The sequence below is a fragment of the Ruegeria profundi genome, from assembly GCF_020171505.1.
GTDB classification, from domain to species: domain Bacteria; phylum Pseudomonadota; class Alphaproteobacteria; order Rhodobacterales; family Rhodobacteraceae; genus Ruegeria; species Ruegeria profundi.
In genome coordinates, this window is record NZ_JAIUZS010000008.1 from 204,451 (window position 1) to 226,511 (window position 22,061).

Consider the following 22,061-nt stretch of genomic DNA (forward strand, 5'->3'; position numbering starts at 1 on the left):
TCAGGAGTGGTTTTTAAGCGCCGAGACCGACGCTCACCCATTCAGATCGCTTCGGAGTTCGTTTATCCGCGCGGCGGATGGACCCGTGCCTTTCACTACGTCAAACACCGTATCCGGCGCCTGCCCGATTCACCTGAACGTATTGCGCGCGGCGTTGGGGCGGGCGTGTTTACTGCGTTCACGCCCTTCTATGGGTTTCATTTCTTTATCGCAGCGCTGATCAGCCGATTGATCAACGGCAATCTGCTGGCTTCGCTGAGCGGTACATTTTTCGGAAATCCCCTGACTTATGTTCCAATCGCCGTGGTCTGTCTGCAAACGGGTCATTTTCTGTTGGGGGACGATTTTGAAGAGGGTGAAACACACGGCCTGACGGACAGTTTCGTTCAGGCGCTTGGTGATCTGAAGAACAACTTTATGGCCATGTTCACAGATCGCGTCGCTGATTGGGGCGGGTTGAGCATTTTTTACGACGAAGTGTTCTTTCCCTATATGATTGGGGGCATCTTTCCGGGGCTCATTGCCGGGTTCGTCTGTTATCACCTCAGCCTTCCGGTGGTTCGTACCTACCAGCAACGCCGCCGTGCGCGGATCAAAGCGAAATTCGAAGAAATCAAACGTCTTGCCGAAAGCGAACCTGCCGTTCCGGTATCAAACCCTCTAGGCTCGGGCCAGAGTTCGGGAAAGGAATCAAGCGATGTCTGAAAACCACCTGCGTCTGGGCGTGAATATCGACCATGTCGCTACCGTGCGGAACGCGCGCGGTGGAGACTATCCCGACCCGTTGCGCGCCGCCAAACTGGCGGAAGAGGCCGGGGCAGATGGAATTACTGCCCATTTGCGCGAAGACCGCCGCCACATCTCAGACGCGGATATCGATGGTCTGATGGAGGTGCTGTCGGTGCCGCTGAACTTCGAAATGGCCGCGACGCCGGAAATGCAAAAGATCGCCTTGCGCCACAAACCGCATGCCGTTTGCATTGTCCCGGAAAAACGCGAAGAGCGTACAACCGAAGGCGGGCTTGAGGTCGCGCGTGAGGAAAACAAGCTGGCCCATTATATCGCGCCGCTGCGCGAGGCGGGGTGTCGCGTGTCGATCTTCATTGCAGCCGATCAGCGCCAGATCGAGGCGGCGCACCGCATCGGTGCCGAAGTGATTGAGCTGCACACAGGCGCTTATTGCGACGCTCATGCCGAAGGCCGAATGGAGGAAGCAACGACCGAACTGGAAAGCCTGCGCGAGATGTCGGCCTTCGCCCACTCACTGGGTCTTGAGGTGCACGCAGGGCACGGTTTGAACTATGAAACGGTGCAACCCGTCGCGGCTTTCCCTGAGGTGCGCGAGTTGAATATCGGACATTTCCTGATCGGTGAGGCGATTTTCCGTGGTCTCACCCCGGCAATAGCTGAGATGCGTCGCCTGATGGATGAGGCACGAGCCTGATCAGGTTGCGCAACACACGCCGGATCAAGAGGGGACGCCATGAAGGCAATCACTTATCGTAGCTTTGGCACGGCAGAAGATGTGCTTGAACTGGTCGACATGCCTGACCCCGTTGCTCGACCGGGTGAGGTCGTGGTTCAGGTAAAGGCCACCGGAATCAATCCATCGGATGTCAAACTGCGCGGTGGCGCGCGCCCCGGGGCGGTCATGCAGTATCCTGTTGTCATTCCACATTCGGACGGTGCGGGGGTTATCGTAGCCGTCGGTGCGGATGTCGATCCGGCTCGGGTCGGCGAACGGGTCTGGATCTGGAATGGCCAATGGCAACGCGCGTTCGGAACCGGTGCAGAGTATATCGCCCTGCCGTCCGAGCAGGCGGTTTTTCTGCCGGAGACGACCAGTTTTGCCGAAGGGGCCTGCTTTGGAATCCCGGCGATGACCGCGTGGTACGCGTTGTATGCTGACGGGCCGATTGCGGACAAGACGGTTCTGGTGACCGGGGGTGCGGGAACCGTGGGGCGTTACGCCTGCCAGATGGCCGCGCTTGGTGGTGCGCGGGTCATCACAACGGTGAGTTCGCAGGAAAAGGCCGCACATTCTGGCGCGGATGAGTTTGTGAACTACCGCACTCAGAATGTGACGCAAGCTGTGATGGACATGACCGATGGCGCCGGTGTTGACCGTATTGTCGAAGTCGATTTTGCAGCTAATCAGGATGCCTCGCTGGGTTTGATCCGACCCGGCGGTACCATCGCAAGCTATGCATCGGCGTCGCAGATGCGCCCAGAGCTTGATTTCTACGGCTTCATGTTCAAGAACATTCGCCTGCACATGCTGATCGTGTATCAGTTGGACGCCGTCGCGCGGCGCAGGGGCGAAGCCCAACTGACGGAATGGTTGGAGCAGGGCGTTTTGACCCATGCGGTCGTGCCTGCGGGGCATTTGGCCGATGCTGCGGCAGCTCACAAGATGGTCGAAGCCGGTGAGAAGATGGGCACTGTGGTTCTGGAGGTGTGATGTGATCCTTGGCATCGGCACGGACCTCGCGAATATCGAACGCATTCAAGGTACGCTCGACCGTTTTGGCGACCGTTTCCGCAATCGTGTCTTCACTGAAACCGAGCAGAACAAGGCCGAACGCCGGGCCGACACCGCGGGAACCTACGCCAAGCGCTGGGCGGCGAAAGAGGCTTGCTCAAAGGCTTTGGGCACCGGTTTGCGCATGGGTATTTCGTGGCGGGATATGGCGGTCACCAATCTGCGCACGGGTCAGCCCGTGATGCATTGCACCGGCTGGGCTGCCGAACGTCTGAAAGAGATGACGCCAGAGGGGCACGAGGCCATTATCCATGTCACACTGACTGATGACCACCCATGGGCGCAGGCCTTCGTTGTGATTGAGGCCCGCCCGCTTCAAGATCACGCCGCTCAGTCTTGACTTGCCCCCAACGGCCCCGCATGTAGCACCCCAACAACTCAAGGACCGGAGAGCAGTATGGCCGAGGACGTCAAAACCGGAAATCCCATATGGGAGACGATCAAAACCATCGTCTACGCCCTGTTGATTGCAGGCGTTTTCCGTACCCTGTTCTTTCAGCCGTTTTGGATTCCTTCCGGTTCTATGAAACAGACCTTGCTGATCGGGGATTTCCTTTTCGTTAATAAGATGGCCTATGGCTATTCCTATGCGTCCTGCCCCAGCCTGATTATCCCCAGTGTCGGTTTGAACATTGATGCCGAAGATATCTGCGGCTGGATACCAGGAGGAGATAATTCCCGTATCCTGGGCGGAGAGCCCGAGCGCGGCGACGTCATTGTTTTTCGCCATCCGGTCACCGGGCGCGACTACATTAAGCGACTGATCGGCATGCCGGGTGACCGTATTCAGATCCGCGACGGACAGGTTATCCTGAACGGGACCCCGGTGCCGCAACAACCAGATGGCGTCTTTACTGAAACCGCCGAACTGCAGGGGCCGCAAAGACTGCGCCCGCGCTGTGAAAACGGCCCCGTCGGCATTGGTGGTGCCTGCGAAAAATCCCGCCTGATCGAGACTTTGCCTAATGGGGTGTCCTACGATGTCTTGAACATCGGCAATCAGGCTTCGGACAATACGGGCATCTACACAGTACCCGAAGGCCACTATTTCTTCATGGGTGACAACCGCGACAATTCCAGCGACAGCCGTCTGCCGCAATCCGCCGGTGGCGTTGGCTATGTGCCGTATGAAAACCTGATTGGTCGTGCGGATCGGATCATGTTCTCGTCTGCGGGACGGTCGATGCTGTTCTTCTGGACATGGCGCAGCGATCGCTTTTTCAAGGCGATCAATTGAAGCTATCGGCTGAGATAAAGGCATTCCAGCGGCGTCTTGGGTATGAGTTTTCTGACCCGGAACTGCTGGTGCGGGCGCTGACCCATGGCTCGGTCTCATCGACAACGCGGCCAGACAATCAGCGCCTTGAGTTCCTAGGCGATCGCGTATTGGGGCTTGTCATGGCCACAGCGCTGCTGGAGGCCGACAAAAAGGCGTCCGAGGGCCAACTTGCCCCGCGCTTCAATGCGCTGGTCCGCAAAGAGGCTTGCGCGGACGTCGCCCGTCAGATCGATCTGGGTGCAGTGCTAAAGCTGGGCCGGTCCGAGATGCTGTCTGGCGGCCGCCGCAAGCAGGCTTTGCTGGGTGACGCGATGGAGGCCGTCATCGCCGCGATCTATCGCGATGCAGGGTTCGAAGCTGCACGAGATGTGATCCTAAGGCTATGGGGTGATCGCATCCACAAGGTCGAAGCCGATGCGCGCGACGCAAAGACCTCGTTGCAGGAATGGGCTCAGGCGCGCGGGCAAAAGCCGCCGTCTTACGTCGAACTCAAACGCAGCGGCCCCGATCACGCGCCCGTTTTCACGATCGCTGCCCGCTTGCAGGACGGTGCAGAGGCGCAAGCCACCGCCGGGTCCAAACGGCAGGCCGAACAGGCTGCGGCCAAGGCGTTGCTGGACCGGCTAACCTGAACGCACCTTCCGTGTAGGTAGGTTGACGGGTGGTATTGAGCCCTTAACAGGCCGTGGGATCACACCCATCGCTGACAGTGCGTGATAGCGGTGTGGCAGCGGGGGTGCATGGCAGCAATGCGACAAATCCCTCTGGTCCGTGGGTTGTTTCTGCTATAGGGGTGCGCACTTGCTAACAGGATCGCAACACACATGAGCACACGCGCCGGATTTATCGCCCTGATCGGAGAGCCAAACGCAGGCAAGTCCACCCTTCTGAACCGCATGGTCGGGGCCAAGGTCTCGATAGTGACGCATAAGGTTCAGACCACCCGCGCGCGCATCCGGGGCGTCGCGATGGAAGGCGACGCGCAGCTGGTTTTTGTGGACACGCCCGGCCTGTTCATACCGCGCCGCCGCCTTGACCGCGCTATGGTCGCTGCTGCGTGGGGCGGGGCCGCAGACGCCGATATCGTCGTGCTGATGGTCGAGGCCCATCGCGGCATCACCGAAGGGGTCGAACGCATTCTTGAGGGGCTGCAAGAGATCGGGCAGGGCCGCAAGATCGCGCTGGCGATCAACAAGATCGACAAGGTTCCGTCCGAGAAACTGCTGGCCCTGACCAGCGAGTTGAACGCGCGATACCCTTTTGCCGAAACCTTTATGATTTCGGCGGAAAAGGGCCACGGCGTCGACGATCTGCGCAAATGGCTGGCTTCGGAACTGCCCGAAGGCCCGTGGCTTTACCCTGAAGACCAGATTGCCGATCTGCCCCTACGCATGATTGCCGCTGAGATGACGCGCGAGAAACTGACCCTGCGCCTGCATCAGGAGTTGCCCTATCAGTTGACGGTCGAGACCGAGAACTGGGAGGAACGCAAGGATGGCTCGGCCAAGATCGATCAGGTGATCTATGTCATGCGCGATGGTCACAAGGGTATTGTTCTCGGCAAACGCGGTGAGACGATCAAGGCTGTCAGCCAAGCAGCAAGAGCAGAACTTGAAGAGTTTCTGGACCGCAAGATCCACCTGTTCCTGCAGGTCAAAGTCCGGCCCAACTGGTTGGAAGAGTCCGAGCGCTACTCGGAAATGGGTTTGGATTTCAAAGACGGCAACGCATGACCCGCCTGACGGCCGAATTCTGGGTTCACGCCTATCTGGCGCGGCTTCGCTTTCAGGAAATCCCGGCCTTTGTCGTGACCCACGGCGACGATACGGCGGGTGCGGTACTGGTCAAGCTGAACACGCTGGACGGGCAGGCGATTGCCTTCCAGCGCAGCTTTGACCTGATGAGCGGTGAACGCAAATGGGTCGAGCTTTCTTCTGGCCCAGAGACCGAGGTGGATCAGGCCATCCAGCGCCAGCGCAGTTTTGATCCTGACCTTTGGGTGATTGAGGTCGAGGACAGACAAGGCCGTCACCTTCTGGGCGATGAAGGGTTGGACTAGCTTCCAGCCCTGGTTGACACAGTTCGGCATTCTATTTCTGCGATACGTTCTACCGTTCGCACCGAAGTGTTATCTGTCCTTGTACCCCGCCCTATTGAGGTTGAGCTCTATGAAAACGATTGCCCGACTATGCTGCGTTGCTGCGACGATTTCCGGTTTTTTTGCGTTACCTTCGCTTGCGCAGCCCCGGTTGGGATGGGGGTATCAAATCGATGGTCTCGCCGCGTATCAGGGTGACGCAGATTTGAGTGAGGGTGGTGAGTTCTCTGCAAGCCGCATTTTCCTACGCACCACAGCGCTTTATACGTTTCAAGATGACACGTCGCTTGGGGTCTCGGCGAGCTTTGGCAGGTTGGACTACAACTTCAGTCAGGCCAATAACCAACCATGGGAAGACATTCGGGACATCCGCGTTGCGGTACCGCTTCGGTTTGGTGTTGGGAACGCGACCACGGTTTTCATCTCTCCGCAAGTCAGGTGGGACTATCAAAGCGGGGCCGAGGCCAGTGATGGCAGAACCTATGGCGTTTTTGCGGGCGTCGCTTGGAAGCTGAACGAGCGGCTGACCATCGGACCGGCTTTTGGGGTGTTTTCGCAGATTGAAGACAATGATATCGACTTTTTTCCGGCTCTGCTTGTGGATTGGGACATCAATGACCGCTGGAACCTGAATACGGGCTCGGGGATTGGGGCCACGCAGGGGCCGGGTCTGACGCTCAGCTATGCGCTCAGTGACACGATGAACCTTGCCCTGTCGGCCCGGTATGAGCGTATTCGCTTCCGACTGGACGATGATGGGCTGGCGCCAAATGGCGTGGGCGAAGACAAAAGCATCCCCGTGGTGATCTCGTTCGGGTATAACCCCAATCCGGGTGTTTCGCTGAATGTCTTTGCGGGGGCCGAGCTTGATGGGCGTTTGACGCTGGATGACGCAAATGGAACAGAGCTTAGCCGCCAGAGCTACGACACAGCCCCGCTGGTGGGTGCGGCCTTCAGGGTCAGGTTTTAAGCGCGCAAAATTCTGGTCATCACAGCCCTTGCGGATACTGGCGCCTTGCGATCTGTTGCGGGAAACCGGAAACCCGCAGGCAAAAGGAGCCCAAGTTGGACTGGCGTGATCACGGTATCCTTTTGACCACGCGTCGCCACGGGGAAACGGCGGCCATTATTGAGGTTTTCACCGAATGCCATGGCCGCCATGCCGGTGTTGTGCGGGGCGGGACCAGCCGCAAGATCGCCCCGATCCTGCAACCGGGGGCGCAGCTGGATGTGCTTTGGCGCGCCCGGCTTGAGGAACATATCGGAACCTTTCAGGTTGAACCGCTGCGGTCGCGTGCCGCGGCTGCATTCTCTGGCCGATTGGCCCTGGCGGGATTGAACGCAGTTGTTGCGTTGCTGACGTTCTGTCTGCCAGAGCGGGAGCCTCATCCAGCGATTTATGCGCAAACCGAACGGTTGATGGACTTGCTCGGGCAGGATGAGATTTGGCCGCTGGCTTATCTGCGGTGGGAATTGGCCTTGTTGGAAGAGTTGGGGTTCGGTCTTGATCTATCGTCCTGTGCAGTGACCGGTTCAACCAGCGGTTTGGCCTATGTCTCACCCAAAACCGGCCGTGCGGTCAGTGCCAAAGGGGCAGGGGAATGGGCAGACAGGCTGTTGCCGCTGCCCCCGTGCTTGCGAGGAGAGGGGCGCGCGCCCGACGCTGAGATTGTACTTGGCCTTCAGACAACCGGATATTTTCTGGCACACCATCTGGCCCCGTCGCTGGGGAATTATCCTCTGCCCGAGGCACGGGCGCGTTTCGTGGATCAGTTTACTCGACGGCTGTGAACACCATCTCGTGTCCTGCATCATTGCGCAGGATCAGAACGTTGCCAGATACCTCGGACTGGGTCATGGCCATCAGGGCGGCAAAGTAGAACCCTTCGGCTTCAAGCCCGGCGCAGGCGGCGCGGGTGGCCGTCAGATCGGCGATTTCGAACCATGGGTAAGGCGCGGTCAGGGTGCCGCTATAGCTGTTGCAAGGGGCGTTGCCTTCGATCCTGCCTTGCTCAGGAAATCGTAGCAGGGCGCTGGCCTTGTAAGGCTGACCATCGATTTCCTGCAGCGCCCAGGTCGTGTCGGCCGCGCCATAAGCGGCGACGGTCTCATCCTTGTCGCATTGAAACAGGGCCAACATCGGCAGGGTCAGGATCAGGCGTATCATGTAACCGGTTTAACCCACCAAGCGCACGGACGGAACCGCTGCTACAAAGGCAACTCACCATTCAGCAGCTCTTGCCGCACTTCCAGTCGGGGGCGCCAGTTGTACTTGGTGTCTTCCTGTACGGGCGCCCATGTCAGTGCACCGCTGGCCCGCCAGGGATCAAGGATGATTCCGTCATACATCGAATCTCCCTCGGCGCTGATTAGGGCCGAGTGATGGATGATCCTGAATTGGGTGGGTGGCGATGTCGCCCAATGGATATCCAGCGTGCGAAAATCTTCCTGCCGCAGGCGCTTGGTCATGGCTTCGGCCCAGTCATTGCACAAACCGCGCTCACGAAAGCCATTGATAACCTTGGCATTGTGGATGATGGCCGAGTCCGTGACATTCCAATCCTGCTTTAGCTGCTGTGAGTAGGTGTACGAGATGGTGGCGGCCGTTCGCGCTTCGACCGGATCGACATCGGGTCCGAGGGATTGGATCGCATATGCCAGCGTGTCGATATCGTTTTGGCTTGCGGTCGGCTGTGTGGTGGCGCAGCCGCCCAGCACAAGGGCAGTCACGATTGCCCAGACTGCGAATAGTCGTGTGGTCATTCCTGCTGCGATCCTTTGTATCAGGGCCAGTAAGTGATCTATCGGGGATCAGGGCCGAGTTCAAAGGTGAAATTTACTTGCCGGAGGATCACCACCGACGCTTGAGCCTTCGTGCCCGTCATTTGTGCAATTTCAGTTTCGCAAGAAAAAAACCCGGCGCGCAGGCCGGGTTAGTTGGGGAAACAGGAGTGCCGAATTCGGTCACCCAAGCAAACGCCGGGCTATGACCTGTGCCTGAATTTCGGCTGCTCCCTCGAATATGTTCAGAATGCGCGCGTCGCACAGGATGCGGCTGATCTTGTATTCCAGCGCAAACCCGTTGCCGCCGTGGATTTGCAGGCCATTATCCGCAGCGGCCCAAGCCACACGCGCGCCCAGCAGCTTGGCCATTCCGGCCTCAAGATCACAGCGATGCCCGTTGTCTTTCTCGCGGGCCGAGAAATAGGTCAGCTGACGGGCGATCATGATCTCGACCGCCATCATCGCCAGCTTGCCCGAGACGCGGGGGAAGTTGATCAGGGATTTGCCGAACTGCTTGCGGTCCTGTGCATATTGCATGGCGATATCCAGCGCGCTTTGGGCCACACCGATGGCACGCGCGGCGGTTTGGATACGGGCGGATTCGAAGGTCTCCATCAGTTGTTTGAAGCCTTTGCCCTCTTCTCCGCCCAGCAGGTTTTCCGCCTTCACGTGGAAGCCATCAAAGCCCAACTCGTATTCTTTCATGCCGCGATAGCCCAGAACCTCGATCTCGCCGCCGGTCATGCCTGGGGTGGGGAAGGGGTTTTCATCGGTTCCCGGCGTTTTTTCGGCAAGGAACATGGACAGGCCACGGTGATCGGTGCTGTCCGGGTTGGTGCGTGCCAGCAGGGTCATCAAATGAGTGCGCGCGGCATGGGTAATCCATGTCTTGTTTCCGGTGATGGTGTAATCGCCGTTTTCATCCTTCACGGCCCGCGTTCGCAGGCTGCCAAGGTCAGAGCCGGTGTTCGGTTCAGTGAAAACAGCGGTTGGCAGGATTTCGGCGCTGGCCAGTTTTGGCAACCAATTTGCTTTTTGCTCTTCCGTGCCGCCTGCAATGATCAGTTCCGCCGCGATTTCCGAGCGTGTGCCCAGCGAGCCCACACCGATATAGCCGCGCGAAAGCTCTTCCGAGACCACGCACATCGAGGCTTTGGACAAGCCAAACCCACCAAACTCCTCCGGGATCGTCAGGCCGAAGACGCCCATTTCAGCCAGTTCTTCAATGACTTTCATAGGGATCAGTTCGTCCTTCAGGTGCCATTCATGCGCGTTCGGCTCGACCTTTTCCTGGGCGTAACGGCGAAACTGGTCGCGGATCATTTCCAGTTCTTCGTCTAGCCCCGAGGCACCAAACATGGTGGCCCCGGCCTGATCTTCCATCAGCGCGACAAGGCGGGTGCGTGCGGCCTGAGTATTGCCGTTTTGGGTCAGGGTCATGACCTCGGGCACCATCAGCACACGCATGTCGTCCTGGCCTAATCCAAGATCCTGAAGACGGACGATTTCCCCCTGATTCATCTGGATGCCGCCGTAAATCTGCCAGAGATATTCGCCAAAGGCGATCTGGTGCAGCAACTGTTCGATCTCGCCGAACTTGCCGTCGGCCTCCAGCGCTTCAGCCCAGTGTTGCATCTGTTGCAGCGATTGGGTGTAGGTCGCCAGCCATGCAAGTCCATGAGCGGCCGTTTGATGCGCCTCAATCAGCGCACCAGATACACGCCCATCCTCGGTCACAGAGTTGCGCACAATCGAGCGAGCATGATCAAACACCGTTTCCACCGCCGGGATAGCCGCACGGGTCAGTGCCAGAAGGTCGGGCAGAATAGCGGATGGTGTCATCTGGGTCACATCTTGTCCGTCAGGGGCCATGAATCACGTCCTTTTCTGGTGTCGTCCGGTCATATCATGCTGCACGTGCAGCGCAAGAAAAATACGAATTATAGCGAGAAATAGTTCTAAAATTGCTTTGTCAATTTTGCAGTGCAGCGCGCGTCAATAGTGGTATCACGGGGCCATGACACTGCTTTCCTTGCTTAACCCAAACGAACTGTTATTGGCCGCCGGCGTTGCGCTTGTGGCCGGTTGGGTCAAAGGTATGGTCGGATTTGCCATGCCGATGGTCCTGGTTTCGGGGCTCAGTATGTTCCTGCCGCCGGACTTGGCGCTTGCCGGGTTGATTTTGCCGACTTTGGTAACGAATGGCTTTCAGGCTCTTCGTGAAGGTATTCCGGCCGCCATATCCGCGATGAAGGCGTTTCGCGTGTTCCTGGCCGCAGGGCTGGTGTTTTTGTTGATCGGGGCTCAGGTGGTCAGTTCGCTGCCCGCGTCAACGTTTCTGTTGATAATCGGCATCCCGGTTTCGTTTTTTGCCCTGATTCAGGTTTTGGGCGTGCAATTGGTCCTTCGCAATCCGTCACCTCGGATTGAATTGGGCATTGGTTCTGTTGCGGGGTTTGTCGGAGGAATGTCGGGCATCTGGGGGCCGCCAACCGTTGCGTATCTGACTGCGCTGAACACACCCAAAGCGATGCAAATGCGGGTTCAGGGTGTAATCTATGGACTGGGGGCTGTTGCGCTACTGGTGGCGCATGTGGGATCAGGCATATTCCGGGCCGATACCGCCCCGTTTTCGGCAGCTTTGATTTTACCCGCTGCGATCGGTATGTGGATCGGATTGCAATTGCAATCACGGATCGATCAGGCGCTGTTCCGGAAAGTGACGCTGTTGGTCCTGCTGGTAACTGGATTGAACCTGTTGCGACGGGGATTGCTGGGTTAACCGCGCTGGTCGGCAATACGAAAGGCGAAGTACAAAGCCAGCATCAGGAAGAAAAGCCCTGAAATATCACCGATTAAAAAAGCGACATACTCGGCGCGTGCGCTGCCGAAAGCTATGTTGGTCAGACCTGATACAAGAAAAGACGTGATGATCCCCACCGCCATCACACAGGCCCAACACGGTTTGCGGTCAGGTCGGGGGAACAAGTCCCAACCGACCCATTTGCATATGTAGAACACCGCCGGAACGGTCGTGACGGCAATGACGATGGCCATCAATCGGCTTGGCAGGAAAACATCACTGCCACCCAAAAGGGCGAAGACGATAAATACGCCGGGTAAAAGCGCAAACACCGCCCGCCACCCTAGCAGCCAAGCTGCCAAAACCCGCACACCATGCGGCAGGAACAGCAGGCTGGCCCGGCTGGGATATTCGGGGAAAAACATGTTCTGAAGCGGCGTCAGAACTTCGAACGTCAGCAGCGATGCCACGATATAAGCCAAAGAGGCGTAGAACGTGTCCGTAGCCCACCTGCGCACGAGTTTCAGCCACCAATACGCGAATTTGCGGTGTTACTTTGGGGCATGAACGATGTACCGCCCTCGATTTGCGGTGCCGCTTTGCGACAGATACCCTTTTTCAACCAGCGATTTCAGCGCGCGAAAAAAGGTCGGGCGCGAAACGCTTCGCACCAACGTATGCTCGATCAAACCGAATGTACGTACCTCGTCGTCTGACTTCGAAAGCTCTTCGGCCGCGTAGTATATGTCGCGCTCCACCGGAGACAGTTGCTCAAGGCCCAGCGTGCGTTCCATACTCTGCATCAGTTTACGCAGTTCAGTCAGTTTTGAGATTTCCGTCATAGTCTACCTGTCTTTACTTGTGCCAACCGTTGCCGCCCCGCGGCACGACCAGAGATGCCAATTCTTTGGCGGCGTCCAAAAGGTCGCAAGTTGACACTCATCCCCTCTGTCGCAGACGTATTTTGTCATTGGGTGGCAAATGTGTTGATTTGAGAGTTTGCCCGAGCGACCCAACAGTATTTACGTCCCGCCCGAAGAAAAGGCTTCGGGCATTTTTTATTTCGACAGATGCAAAAACTAATTGAATAGCACGTTTCGGGCAACGCGTTTTGTGCAGACAATGTGACATACAACGATATTGTGATGTTGCCGAGATTTTTTGGCGATATTGTCTGGCAAGCTGCCCAAAAGGACGTTGGGGGCAAGATGCCCCCAATGTCAGATCAGCCGATTGCCACGGCTTTGATGTCTTCGTCGATGAAGGGCAGGTACTGTTCGAAATTCTCTGCGAACATCTGCACCAGTTTGTCGGCCTGTTTGTCAAAGGCGGCCTGATCGTCCCACGTACGGCGCGGGTCCAGAAGCACCTCGGCCACGCCGGGTACGGCCACGGGCACGTCAAACCCGAAATTGGCATCCTTACGGAACTCGGCGTCGCGCAGCGACCCATCCAGCGCAGCGGTCAGCAGCGCTCTGGTTGCCCGGATCGGCATTCGGGACCCGACACCATACGCGCCACCGGTCCAGCCGGTGTTCACCAGCCAGCATGTCGCACCGTGCTGAGCGATTTTTTCACGCAGAAGGTTGCCGTAAACCTCCGGTCGGCGCGGCATGAATGGGGCGCCGAAACACGTTGAGAATGTCGGCTGGGGTTCGGTGATGCCACGTTCGGTCCCTGCAACCTTCGAGGTGAAGCCCGAAAGGAAGTGATACATCGCCTGCGCCGGGGTCAGCCGCGCGATCGGAGGCAGAACGCCAAATGCGTCGCAGGTCAGCATGATGATATTCTTCGGGTGACCGCCAAGGGCGCTGCTGGATGCATTCGAGATATATTCCAGCGGGTAGGCGCAGCGCATGTTTGCCGTCAGCGAGTCATCCTCGAAGTCCAGCTCTTTGGTTTCTGGGTCAAAGACCATATTCTCGATCACCGTGGCGAACTTGCTGGTTGTCGCGTAGATTTCCGGCTCGGCCTCGGGGTTCAGGTTGATGGTCTTGGCATAGCAGCCGCCTTCAAAGTTGAAAGTCCCGCGGTCCGACCAGCCATGTTCGTCGTCACCGATCAGGGTGCGCGCAGGGTCGGCGGACAGCGTGGTTTTACCGGTGCCGGACAGGCCAAAAAACACGGCGGTATCGACCGGGTTGCCAACGGCATGGTTGGCCGAACAGTGCATCGGCATCACACCTTTTTCCGGCAACATGTAGTTGAGCAATGTGAACACGGATTTTTTGTTCTCACCTGCGTATTCAGTGCCACCGATCAGGATGAGTTTACGGTCAAAGTTCAGCGCAATCACGGTCTCGCTGCGACAGCCGTGCTTTGCAGGATCCGCCTGGAAACTGGGGCAGTTGATGATGGTGAAATCGGCGACGAACTCGTCCAGATCCTCGCGATCCGGGCGACGCAGCAGATGACGGATGAACAGGTTGTGCCAGGCCAGTTCTGTGACCATCCGAACGTTTATTGAAAAGGCGGGGTCGGCACCGCCTACCAAATCCTGCACAAAGTAATCGCGGCCCTTCATATGGGCCAGCATGTCATCGTGCAAAGCGTCAAAGCCTTCGGGGCTCATCTCGGCATTGTTTTCCCACCAGATAGTGTCAGCGACGCTGTCGGTCTTGACAACGTGCTTGTCCTCGGGCGAGCGGCCAGTGAACTTGCCGGTGGTGACCAGAAAAGCCCCACCATTGCCAAGGGTGCCTTCGCCGCGCTTCAGCGCCTCTTCGATCAGCGCTGGTTCCATGAAGTTATAATAGACATTTCCCAGACCCCCGATGCCCTGATCTTCGAGGCGGAATTGCGGGTTGACCCGTCCAGATGTCATGTGTGTCTTCTCCTGTGGCGGCGCTTCGGCGGGTGGGCCGCATGCGCTCTTGGGGCATTTTGCCGGATCGTTCCGGCGGACAGACGGGTCTTATCATGGTCATTTAGGGCGTGAACAGGACGGTTTGGCGCAGTTAGCGCAACCAAATTCAGGTTTAGCGCCACCAGAAATTTCCTGACGGAAATCAATGCGCGTTTCTGAAGCCATTAACGGCTTTTTTGCCGCAGCTGTGTGACAACAAACGCACGATTCGCAGATACGGATTGATTCGCGGACATAAAAACGACAAAGATGCCCTACTAATAAGCGAAATATTGCATGAGTGAGCAGGAATAGGGGTAAACCCGATGTCGAAGATTGCACTGGTGGACGACGACAGAAATATTCTGACGTCTGTGTCCATGACTCTCGAAGCCGAAGGGTTCGAGGTTGAAACCTATAACGACGGGCAAGCAGCCCTGGACGCATTCAATAAAAAACTGCCCGATATGGCCGTGCTGGATATAAAAATGCCACGCATGGACGGCATGGACCTGTTGCAGAGGCTGCGGCAGAAAACCCAGATGCCGGTCATCTTTCTAACGTCGAAGGACGATGAAATCGATGAGGTTCTTGGCCTTCGCATGGGCGCGGATGACTATGTAAAAAAGCCTTTTTCACAGCGGTTGCTGGTTGAACGCATCCGTGCGTTGCTGCGCCGGCAGGAGGCTACGTCCGGCGATGTGACCAATGCCGCTTCGGGCGATACCAAAGTGATGGAACGGGGTGACCTGCGGATGGACCCGCTGCGCCATGCGGTCAGCTGGAAGGGGGCGGACGTCTCACTGACCGTGACCGAGTTTCTGTTGCTGCAAGCGCTGGCGCAGCGCCCCGGTTTCGTCAAAAGCCGTGATCAGCTGATGGATGTCGCTTATGATGATCAGGTTTATGTCGACGACCGGACCATCGACAGCCACATCAAGCGCCTGCGTAAAAAAATGCGCGCCGCAGACCCAGAGTTTTCGGCAATCGAAACACTGTATGGCATCGGATACAGGTACAACGAAGAATAAGCGTGGCCACTGAGAAGGGGTAACCGAACCTCGTGCGCGATACAGAGCAAGCCAGCGAATTGCGGGACGGCGACGTCGTTCTGGGGGATGACTGGGTGATCCCGCAGGATCCGGAGTCTGCCGAGCTGCGGTCGTCACGCCAACGTCGCAACATGTTCTCGTTGCGGGGCTCGCCTTTGGCGCGCAGGATTATCACCTTCAACCTGATTGCTCTTGTTATCCTTGTTACGGGGCTGCTGTACCTCAACGATTCCCGCGAGGACCAGGTCCAGCAAACGGCGCGCAACCTGATCGGTGACGCGCAGCTTGTCAGCAACGTGTTCGAAACCCAGCTGCGGCAGAACCTGATTGGGCATTCTCAGGTCACATCTGCACTGGACGTCAAGGATACGCTGGCTGGGCTCAGCCTGCCAGACGGGGGCGAAGTTTTTGTATACGACGCAGACGGCACGCTGATTGGCTGGACGCGCGGGGTGGCGGCCCCTTCGCAGAACACTGCGTTGCTTAAAAACGGCTCCGAGGTTCAGACCGGCAGCACTTTGATCAGTGATGCGCTGAACGCCGTCTGGACTGGATTGTCCCGGGTATTTACACGCTCGGAAATCGATGAAGCACCGACTTTGGCGCAGCGCGTGCAAGATCTCATTCCTGAGGCATTGCGGGGAGAGTTACAAGTCGAAGCGGTAAAGGATGCAGCCGGCAAGACGGTTATCGTTGCGGCGGCTCCGATCCTGCAGGATGGGGCGCCTATGGGGGCTGTGGCAATGGCCGGTCCTGCTGGTGAAATCGACGCGCTGGCCCGGCGCGAACAGGAACGTATCCTGCAAATGTTCGTCGTGGCACTTTTGGTCTCTATCGGCCTGAGCCTTGTTCTGGCATCCACCATTGCCAACCCGCTGGCGGATCTCGCCGCTGCGGCTGAGACGGGCAAAGACCGGGGGGCAGGTGTCAATCCGGGTCGCATCCGCATTCCCGACCTTAGCGCGCGGCCAGATGAAATCGGGCGTCTCAGCCAGGCTTTGCGGGGGATGGTTTCGGCATTGTACAACCGCATCGATGCAAACGAACAGTTTGCTGCTGATGTCGCGCACGAAATCAAGAACCCACTTGCGAGTTTGCAGTCGGCCGTTGGAACCTTGCGTGTGGTCAAGCGCGACGACCAACGCGATAAATTGCTGGGCGTGATCGAACATGATGTGCGTCGGTTGGATCGTTTGGTCAGTGATATCTCGAACGCGTCACGCCTGGATGCTGAGTTGGTAAAGGAAGAGGAACAGCCTTTCGATCTGCTCAAGCTACTGGACAATATCGGGCAGTATTTGGGTGAAGACGCCCGCGCCAAAGGCATTGATTACATTACCGATCTCCCGCGTCAGCCGATTGTCGTGAATGGGCTTGAGGCGCGTCTGGCGCAGGTTTTCGTCAACCTGATCACTAACGCGATTTCGTTCTGCGAAGACAGCGACGCCATACGCGTCTGGGTGCGTCGCCGAGAAAACCGAGTGCTGATCGTAGTCGAAGACACAGGCCCCGGAATTCCGGATCAGGCGTTGACCAAGATATTCAAACGGTTCTATTCGCAGCGACCGGAAGAGCATTTTGGCAACAATTCCGGCCTTGGGCTGGCAATCTCGAAACAGATTGTAGAAGCTCATGGCGGTGTGATTTGGGCCGAAAATATCCGCCCGACCGAGGCAGACATTACATCGGATCCGCTGGGTGCGCGATTTGTGGTGGGGTTGCCGGTGTAAACGCATGAGTGGCCAGACCCTCTTGGACATTCGACATCAGAACACAGCTATCGTTCACGGAACATGCGTGGCCGTCGAAGGGCGCGGTGCATTGGTCGTGGGACCTTCGGGATCAGGTAAATCGGCGTTGGCGTTGCAGATGATGGCAAATGGGGCAGCGCTGGTTGCTGATGATCGTGTTGCCCTGACCATGGTTGACGGAGCGGTTATTGCGGATGCTGTTCCGACGTTGCGCGGAGTGATTGAGGCTCGGGGCGTTGGGTTGCTTCGTGCAAAAACCGCTGGGGCAACGCCGGTTTGTTACGTGGTGGATCTCGATCAATCCGAACCCGCCCGTTTACCGGAGCCGGTGAACACGGTTGTACTGAGGCAAACTGTGCCCTTGCTTCGGGCGAAAGGCATCCCCAATTTGTCCGCAATACTGATGCAACTTCTGAAAATGGGGTGTTTAGACCCGGAATGGCCCAGCACTTAAAACCGCAACGGCGTATTGTTTTGGTCACGGGCCCATCAGGCGCGGGCCGTTCGACTGCAATCCGTGTGCTTGAAGACCTGGGCTTCGAAGCCATCGATAATCTTCCCATGGGTCTGTTGATGCGCCTTTTGGACGGGCCGCAGGATGATCGGCCGATGGCCTTGGGTATCGACGCGCGCAACCGCGATTTCTCGACAATCGGGTTCATCGAACTGGCTGTGCGCCTGAGGCGCATGGAGCAGGTTGATTTGACGACGCTTTACCTTGATTGCAATGACGAGGTTCTGCTGCGGCGTTTTTCGGAAACCCGCCGCCGACATCCAGTGGCCACTGATGCAAGCCCGGAAACTGGCGTGCGGCAGGAAAAAGAGCTTTTGGCCCCGATCCGCGAGATTGCAGATACGCTGATCGACACCTCCCCGCTGAATGTCCACCAACTGCGCGAAGAGGTCGAGCGCTGGTTTGCTCCGCAGGGCGGGCGGCACCTTGCGGTTTCGATCGAGTCATTTTCGTACAAACGGGGCCTTCCACGTGGGCTTGATATGGTCTTCGATTGCCGATTTCTGGCCAATCCCTATTGGCGGCCGGAATTGCGGTCGGAAGATGGTCGAAACCCGGACGTTGCCAGCTACGTAAAATCTGATACGAATTATGCTCCGTTTTTCGATCGGGTCGTGGATTTGCTGAACCTGTTGCTGCCAAGCTTCCGTGCAGAAGGCAAAGCACACCTGTCAGTGGCTTTTGGCTGTACCGGCGGTCAACATCGGTCGGTTGCCATGGCAGAGGCGGTCGCAAAGGCTCTTGCAGAGAAGGGGCAGCAAGTGGCAATTAGGCACCGCGAAATGGAACGTCGATCGTTGAATGTGAGGCCGGATTGATCGGGATTGTAATCGTAGCACATGGTGGGTTGGCCAGAGAGTATCTGGCTGCCGTTCAGCATGTGGTTGGAAAGCAACCTGGTCTTATAGCGATTTCGATTGAGGCAGACCATAATCGCGAGGAAAAGCAGGCCGAAATTTGTGTGGCCGCTGACAGTGTGGATGTTGGGGATGGGGTCGTTGTCGTGACCGATCTGTTCGGGGGCAGCCCGTCGAATCTAAGCCTACGCGCCTGCGCCCCGCATGATCGTCGTATCCTTTATGGTGCAAATCTGCCTATGTTGATTAAACTGGCCAAAACCCGCCATCTGCCTGTGGCAGACGCCGTTCGGCAGGCGATGGAGGCTGGACGTAAATACATCAATGCGCAAAATGTGACATTAGAAGAAGACCGGACTGATTAAGAATGACCAACCGAAGTTTGAAAATAGTAAACGAAAAGGGTTTGCACGCCCGCGCCTCGGCCAAGTTGGTTGAGGTGGTCGAGGGCTTTGATGCCCAAGCCGAAGTATCCAAAGACGGTTTTTCTGCTTCGGGCGACAGCATTATGGGCCTTTTGATGTTGGCAGCATCGCGTGGAACGACTATTGACGTCGAGACGTCCGGACCGGATGCTGAGGCGTTAGCTGATGCTTTGGAAACCCTGGTGAATGACAAGTTCGGGGAAGGGTTCTGACCTCATCGGCCGCGCGATGAAGAACGGGATGACCAGGAATTGGCGGAAACTACGCACGAGACCAAGACAGGCCCTTTGTTGGATGGGACCAAAGATCAGGGCGAAATCTACGACCGTAGAACCCTGACTTACGCGAACTCGTTCGACGATGTTTGGACCTCAACCGCCATTCGCGCGATTGAATGGTGCACCGGCAAACTGACCATTCTGCGTATGGTCAACAAATTCGAAAAGAAGAACGAATATTACCGCGGTCAAAGGTTTTGGGGCGGCGCGCTTGAGGTTATGGGAATCGACCTGACCACGCCGCAAGAGCAGATTGCCCGCATTCCCAAAGAAGGCCCGGTGGTCGTGGTGGCGAACCATCCGCACGGTATGGTCGACGGTATGATCCTTGCTGAGTTGATCGGCCGGGTCCGCAGTGACTACAGAATCCTGACCCGCTCTGTTTTGACCGGTTTGGACGAGGCGGCGACATCATTCATGATCCCGGTTCCGTTCCCGCATGACCCCGAGGCGCAAGGCAAAATGCTCGAAATGCGCGGCAAGGCGATGGATCACCTGAAACAAGGCGGGGTCGTGGCATTGTTCCCGTCGGGTGTTGTTATGTCCTCGGACGACTGGTTTGGGCCCGCGCAAGAACGGGAATGGAACGTGTTTACCGCCAAGATGATCCGCCGTTCTGGTGCGCGCGTGGTTCCCATCTTTTTCCCCGGCCGAAACTCGCGCGCTTACCAGATCGCCAACAAGCTGTCCCCGATTTTGCGGCAGGGGCTTTTGCTGCATGAGATCGTGCGCTCGTGCAACAAACCGCAGTCACCTGTCATCGGAGAGCCGATTTCGGATGAAGATATGCAACTGCTAGAGCGTGATCCGCGCGGCTTTATGGCGTGGTTGAGAAAACACACGATGTCATTGGGCGAGACGCTGAAACGCTAGACAGTCACGCCACCCAAACCCGAAGGGCCAGAGGGGCTTTGCCCCTCTGCATTAGCGGGTGGGGACCGGAACCTCGCCCCTGTAGTCATAAAACCCACGATCGGTCTTGCGCCCCAGCCAACCGGCTTCGACATATTTGGTCAGCAATGGGCAGGGACGGTATTTGGTGTCTGCCAACCCATCATGCAGCACGTTCATGATGGCCAGGCAGGTGTCCAGCCCAATGAAATCAGCCAGTTCCAGTGGGCCCATCGGATGGTTCGCGCCCAACTTCATGGACTGGTCTATGGACTGCACGTTTCCAACGCCCTCGTACAATGTATAGACCGCTTCGTTGATCATCGGCATCAGAATGCGGTTCACGATAAAGGCGGGGAAGTCTTCGGCACTGGCGGCCGTTTTTCCCAGACGATCCACGACGGCCTTGCACGCGTTGAAAGTTGGTTCATCCGTCGCAATGCCGCGGATCAGTTCGACCAGTTGCATCACCGGAACCGGGTTCATGAAGTGAAACCCCATGAACCGCTCTGGCCGGTCCGTACGGCTGGCAAGCCGGGTGATCGAAATGGACGAGGTGTTCGAGGTCAGAATTGTGTGCGGTTGCAGATGCGGTTGCAGGTCCTCGAAAATTGCCTGTTTGATTGTCTCGCGCTCGGTTGCGGCCTCGATCACCAGATCGGTCTGCCCCAGCTCGGGCAGCGCAAGCGTGGTTTTGATCCGCTTGAGCGCGGCCTGCATTGCCTCGTCCGTGATTTTCCCGCGCGAGGCCTGGCGCGCCATGTTGCCTTCGATCGTAGACAGTGCGGCATTCAGCGCGTCCTGATTCACGTCATTCAGCAGAACGTCATATTCCGCCAGGGCCAGAACATGAGCGATGCCATTGCCCATCTGACCTGCGCCGATCACTCCGACTGATTTTACGTCCATGTTCTGATGCCTCTGAGTCTCGGGGTTGGGGGGACACTAGCGGCAGATCGGTAGGGGCGGCAAGGGGATCAGACGCATCCAATTTGCTTTAAATGCGCACATTAGGACTTTCTCAAGACTTGCGGCTTCAAGATGGCAACCGGGTGAAAAATGGGTGAGTGTTATGAGCTATCATCAAACAGGCTCGGCAGGTGCCGGGCATGCCGTATGCCAATACGGTGAATCACGTCTTTGGTTTCGTGGGCCAGAGCGGTCGTTGGATACCGTCTACATGGTTTGCACGGGCGGGGATGAAACCTATGGGCGGTTTGTGGAACGTCCCTTTGCCACGATTCTCGAAGAAAAGCTGGATCGGCGCTGCCTGAATCTTGGAAGTCTTTTCTGCGGGGTTGAGGCGCTGTGCAGCGACGCAGGTTTGTTCAGGCTTTTGAATATGGCCGAGTTGTGCATCCTTCAGGCGCCGGGTGTTCTCAGCCAGACGAATCACTTTTACCGCGTCCATCCCCGGCGCAATGACCGGGTTCTTACACCAACATCGGACTTGATCGATCTATATCCCGAACTGGACTTCACCGATGTTCATTTCGTGCACCATTTGATGAGTTCTTTGCAAAGACATCAAGATGCGCGTTTCGAGGTTGTTGTGGATGAGTTGCGCCGCAACTGGGTTCGGAAAATCAGTGACTTGCTACACAGGCTGGAGGTGCCGGTCATTCTGTTGGGGCTAAGAGTGCTGCAACACAAAGATGGAGACCGCCAAAATGAAAGTACAGCTATAACACCGGAAATGTTTGAGGCTGTTCGCCCCCTATGCGCGGATTTTATTGAAGTTACGGTGCCTGTATCCGGGCAATCCGACGCGCTTGAGGATATGTTGTTCGGAACGTTACAGCAGCCGATGGCCGAGTACATGATCGGCCCGGCGGCGCACAAGACAATTGCCGACGCGCTGTTGGGGCCAATCCGAAGGCAAATCTAACAAAGGCCCGCCTTTTGGCGGGCCTTCGAGTACTTTAGTTGAAAGTCGTAGCAG

The 22,061-nt window shown here is 57.3% G+C and carries 26 protein-coding genes; 19 read left to right on the top strand and 7 right to left on the bottom strand.

Translation table 11 applies throughout. The features are described from left to right. Positions 1-6: 6 nt before the first annotated feature. From LCM21_RS17820 to recO, 10 genes are all read left to right on the top strand, one after another. On the top strand, positions 7-705 hold the full coding sequence (locus tag LCM21_RS17820) for a DUF2062 domain-containing protein (protein ID WP_068339086.1): 699 nt from the start codon (positions 7-9) through the stop codon (positions 703-705). Beyond that, the gene (locus LCM21_RS17825) at positions 698-1,444 is read left to right on the top strand and encodes a pyridoxine 5'-phosphate synthase (RefSeq protein ID WP_224891807.1); all 747 of its coding nucleotides are present in this window, start codon (positions 698-700) and stop codon (positions 1,442-1,444) included. Before LCM21_RS17820 ends, LCM21_RS17825 begins: the two co-directional genes overlap by 8 nt. 39 nt (positions 1,445-1,483) lie before the next feature. Continuing rightward, complete coding sequence (locus LCM21_RS17830) at positions 1,484-2,461, top strand: NADPH:quinone reductase (RefSeq protein ID WP_224891808.1); 978 nt, start codon at positions 1,484-1,486, stop codon at positions 2,459-2,461. 1 nt (position 2,462) lies between these two features. Next, positions 2,463-2,882: a holo-ACP synthase gene (gene acpS, locus LCM21_RS17835; protein ID WP_224891810.1), complete on the top strand. Its 420-nt coding sequence runs from the start codon at positions 2,463-2,465 to the stop codon at positions 2,880-2,882. 57 nt (positions 2,883-2,939) lie between these two features. Further along, positions 2,940-3,779 carry a signal peptidase I gene (gene lepB, locus LCM21_RS17840; protein ID WP_224891811.1) on the top strand — a complete coding sequence of 280 codons (840 nt, stop codon included), beginning with the start codon at positions 2,940-2,942 and terminating at the stop codon, positions 3,777-3,779. After that, positions 3,776-4,453, top strand: a complete 678-nt coding sequence (gene rnc, locus LCM21_RS17845) for a ribonuclease III (protein ID WP_224891812.1) — start codon at positions 3,776-3,778, stop codon at positions 4,451-4,453. The genes lepB and rnc overlap by 4 nt, the downstream gene beginning before the upstream one ends. A 192-nt stretch (positions 4,454-4,645) precedes the next feature. Then, on the top strand, positions 4,646-5,554 hold the full coding sequence (era, locus tag LCM21_RS17850) for a GTPase Era (RefSeq protein ID WP_224891813.1): 909 nt from the start codon (positions 4,646-4,648) through the stop codon (positions 5,552-5,554). Next, positions 5,551-5,880 (top strand): DUF1491 family protein, encoded by a 330-nt coding sequence (locus LCM21_RS17855; RefSeq protein WP_068339067.1) that lies wholly within the window; start codon positions 5,551-5,553, stop codon positions 5,878-5,880. Before era ends, LCM21_RS17855 begins: the two co-directional genes overlap by 4 nt. 109 nt (positions 5,881-5,989) lie before the next feature. Then, positions 5,990-6,889: a hypothetical protein gene (locus tag LCM21_RS17860; RefSeq protein ID WP_224891814.1), complete on the top strand. Its 900-nt coding sequence runs from the start codon at positions 5,990-5,992 to the stop codon at positions 6,887-6,889. Positions 6,890-6,984: 95 nt separating this feature from the next. After that, positions 6,985-7,710: a DNA repair protein RecO gene (gene recO / locus LCM21_RS17865; protein ID WP_224891815.1), complete on the top strand. Its 726-nt coding sequence runs from the start codon at positions 6,985-6,987 to the stop codon at positions 7,708-7,710. Here recO and LCM21_RS17870 read toward each other — a convergent pair. The 3 genes from LCM21_RS17870 to LCM21_RS17880 form a co-directional block, all read right to left on the bottom strand. Then, positions 7,694-8,086 (bottom strand): META domain-containing protein, encoded by a 393-nt coding sequence (locus LCM21_RS17870; protein WP_068339060.1) that lies wholly within the window; start codon positions 8,084-8,086, stop codon positions 7,694-7,696. The two genes, recO and LCM21_RS17870, sit on opposite strands and share 17 nt — an antisense overlap. A 41-nt stretch (positions 8,087-8,127) precedes the next feature. Continuing rightward, a complete protein-coding gene (locus LCM21_RS17875; RefSeq protein ID WP_224891816.1) occupies positions 8,128-8,682 on the bottom strand; it encodes a hypothetical protein in 555 nt (184 codons plus the stop codon). A 201-nt stretch (positions 8,683-8,883) separates the two neighbouring features. Further along, entirely contained in the window at positions 8,884-10,575 is a 1,692-nt protein-coding gene (locus LCM21_RS17880; RefSeq protein WP_224891817.1) for an acyl-CoA dehydrogenase family protein, read from the bottom strand. A gap of 145 nt (positions 10,576-10,720) precedes the next feature. On the opposite strand from LCM21_RS17880, the gene LCM21_RS17885 reads away from it, so the two are divergent. Further along, on the top strand, positions 10,721-11,485 hold the full coding sequence (locus tag LCM21_RS17885; RefSeq protein WP_224891818.1) for a sulfite exporter TauE/SafE family protein: 765 nt from the start codon (positions 10,721-10,723) through the stop codon (positions 11,483-11,485). Here LCM21_RS17885 and LCM21_RS17890 read toward each other — a convergent pair. From LCM21_RS17890 to LCM21_RS17900, 3 genes are all read right to left on the bottom strand, one after another. Further along, the gene (locus tag LCM21_RS17890) at positions 11,482-12,024 is read right to left on the bottom strand and encodes a hypothetical protein (RefSeq protein WP_224891819.1); all 543 of its coding nucleotides are present in this window, start codon (positions 12,022-12,024) and stop codon (positions 11,482-11,484) included. The genes LCM21_RS17885 and LCM21_RS17890 overlap by 4 nt on opposite strands. 33 nt (positions 12,025-12,057) lie before the next feature. Beyond that, positions 12,058-12,348, bottom strand: a complete 291-nt coding sequence (locus tag LCM21_RS17895) for a hypothetical protein (RefSeq protein WP_224891820.1) — start codon at positions 12,346-12,348, stop codon at positions 12,058-12,060. Between the two features lie 383 nt (positions 12,349-12,731). Next, positions 12,732-14,330 (bottom strand): phosphoenolpyruvate carboxykinase, encoded by a 1,599-nt coding sequence (locus LCM21_RS17900; protein ID WP_224891821.1) that lies wholly within the window; start codon positions 14,328-14,330, stop codon positions 12,732-12,734. 347 nt (positions 14,331-14,677) lie between these two features. On the opposite strand from LCM21_RS17900, the gene LCM21_RS17905 reads away from it, so the two are divergent. The 7 genes from LCM21_RS17905 to LCM21_RS17935 are packed head-to-tail and all read left to right on the top strand — an operon-like array spanning position 14,678 to position 20,101. Then, positions 14,678-15,382 (top strand): response regulator transcription factor, encoded by a 705-nt coding sequence (locus LCM21_RS17905; RefSeq protein ID WP_068339042.1) that lies wholly within the window; start codon positions 14,678-14,680, stop codon positions 15,380-15,382. A 32-nt stretch (positions 15,383-15,414) separates the two neighbouring features. Then, positions 15,415-17,133 carry an ATP-binding protein gene (locus LCM21_RS17910; RefSeq protein WP_224891822.1) on the top strand — a complete coding sequence of 573 codons (1,719 nt, stop codon included), beginning with the start codon at positions 15,415-15,417 and terminating at the stop codon, positions 17,131-17,133. A 4-nt stretch (positions 17,134-17,137) separates the two neighbouring features. Further along, entirely contained in the window at positions 17,138-17,608 is a 471-nt protein-coding gene (locus tag LCM21_RS17915; protein WP_224891823.1) for an HPr kinase/phosphorylase, read from the top strand. Then, entirely contained in the window at positions 17,593-18,486 is an 894-nt protein-coding gene (rapZ, locus tag LCM21_RS17920; protein WP_068339034.1) for an RNase adapter RapZ, read from the top strand. Before LCM21_RS17915 ends, rapZ begins: the two co-directional genes overlap by 16 nt. Then, on the top strand, positions 18,483-18,890 hold the full coding sequence (locus LCM21_RS17925; protein WP_068339031.1) for a PTS sugar transporter subunit IIA: 408 nt from the start codon (positions 18,483-18,485) through the stop codon (positions 18,888-18,890). The genes rapZ and LCM21_RS17925 overlap by 4 nt, the downstream gene beginning before the upstream one ends. 2 nt (positions 18,891-18,892) lie before the next feature. Continuing rightward, complete coding sequence (locus LCM21_RS17930; RefSeq protein WP_068339028.1) at positions 18,893-19,162, top strand: HPr family phosphocarrier protein; 270 nt, start codon at positions 18,893-18,895, stop codon at positions 19,160-19,162. A gap of 39 nt (positions 19,163-19,201) precedes the next feature. After that, positions 19,202-20,101, top strand: coding sequence for a lysophospholipid acyltransferase family protein (locus LCM21_RS17935; protein ID WP_224891824.1), 900 nt, complete (start codon positions 19,202-19,204; stop codon positions 20,099-20,101). 51 nt (positions 20,102-20,152) lie between these two features. Here LCM21_RS17935 and LCM21_RS17940 read toward each other — a convergent pair whose 3' ends face one another. Then, complete coding sequence (locus tag LCM21_RS17940) at positions 20,153-21,028, bottom strand: 3-hydroxybutyryl-CoA dehydrogenase (protein ID WP_224891825.1); 876 nt, start codon at positions 21,026-21,028, stop codon at positions 20,153-20,155. Between the two features lie 163 nt (positions 21,029-21,191). On the opposite strand from LCM21_RS17940, the gene LCM21_RS17945 reads away from it, so the two are divergent. Further along, positions 21,192-22,007 carry a DUF6473 family protein gene (locus tag LCM21_RS17945; protein WP_224891826.1) on the top strand — a complete coding sequence of 272 codons (816 nt, stop codon included), beginning with the start codon at positions 21,192-21,194 and terminating at the stop codon, positions 22,005-22,007. Positions 22,008-22,061: the final 54 nt, after the last annotated feature.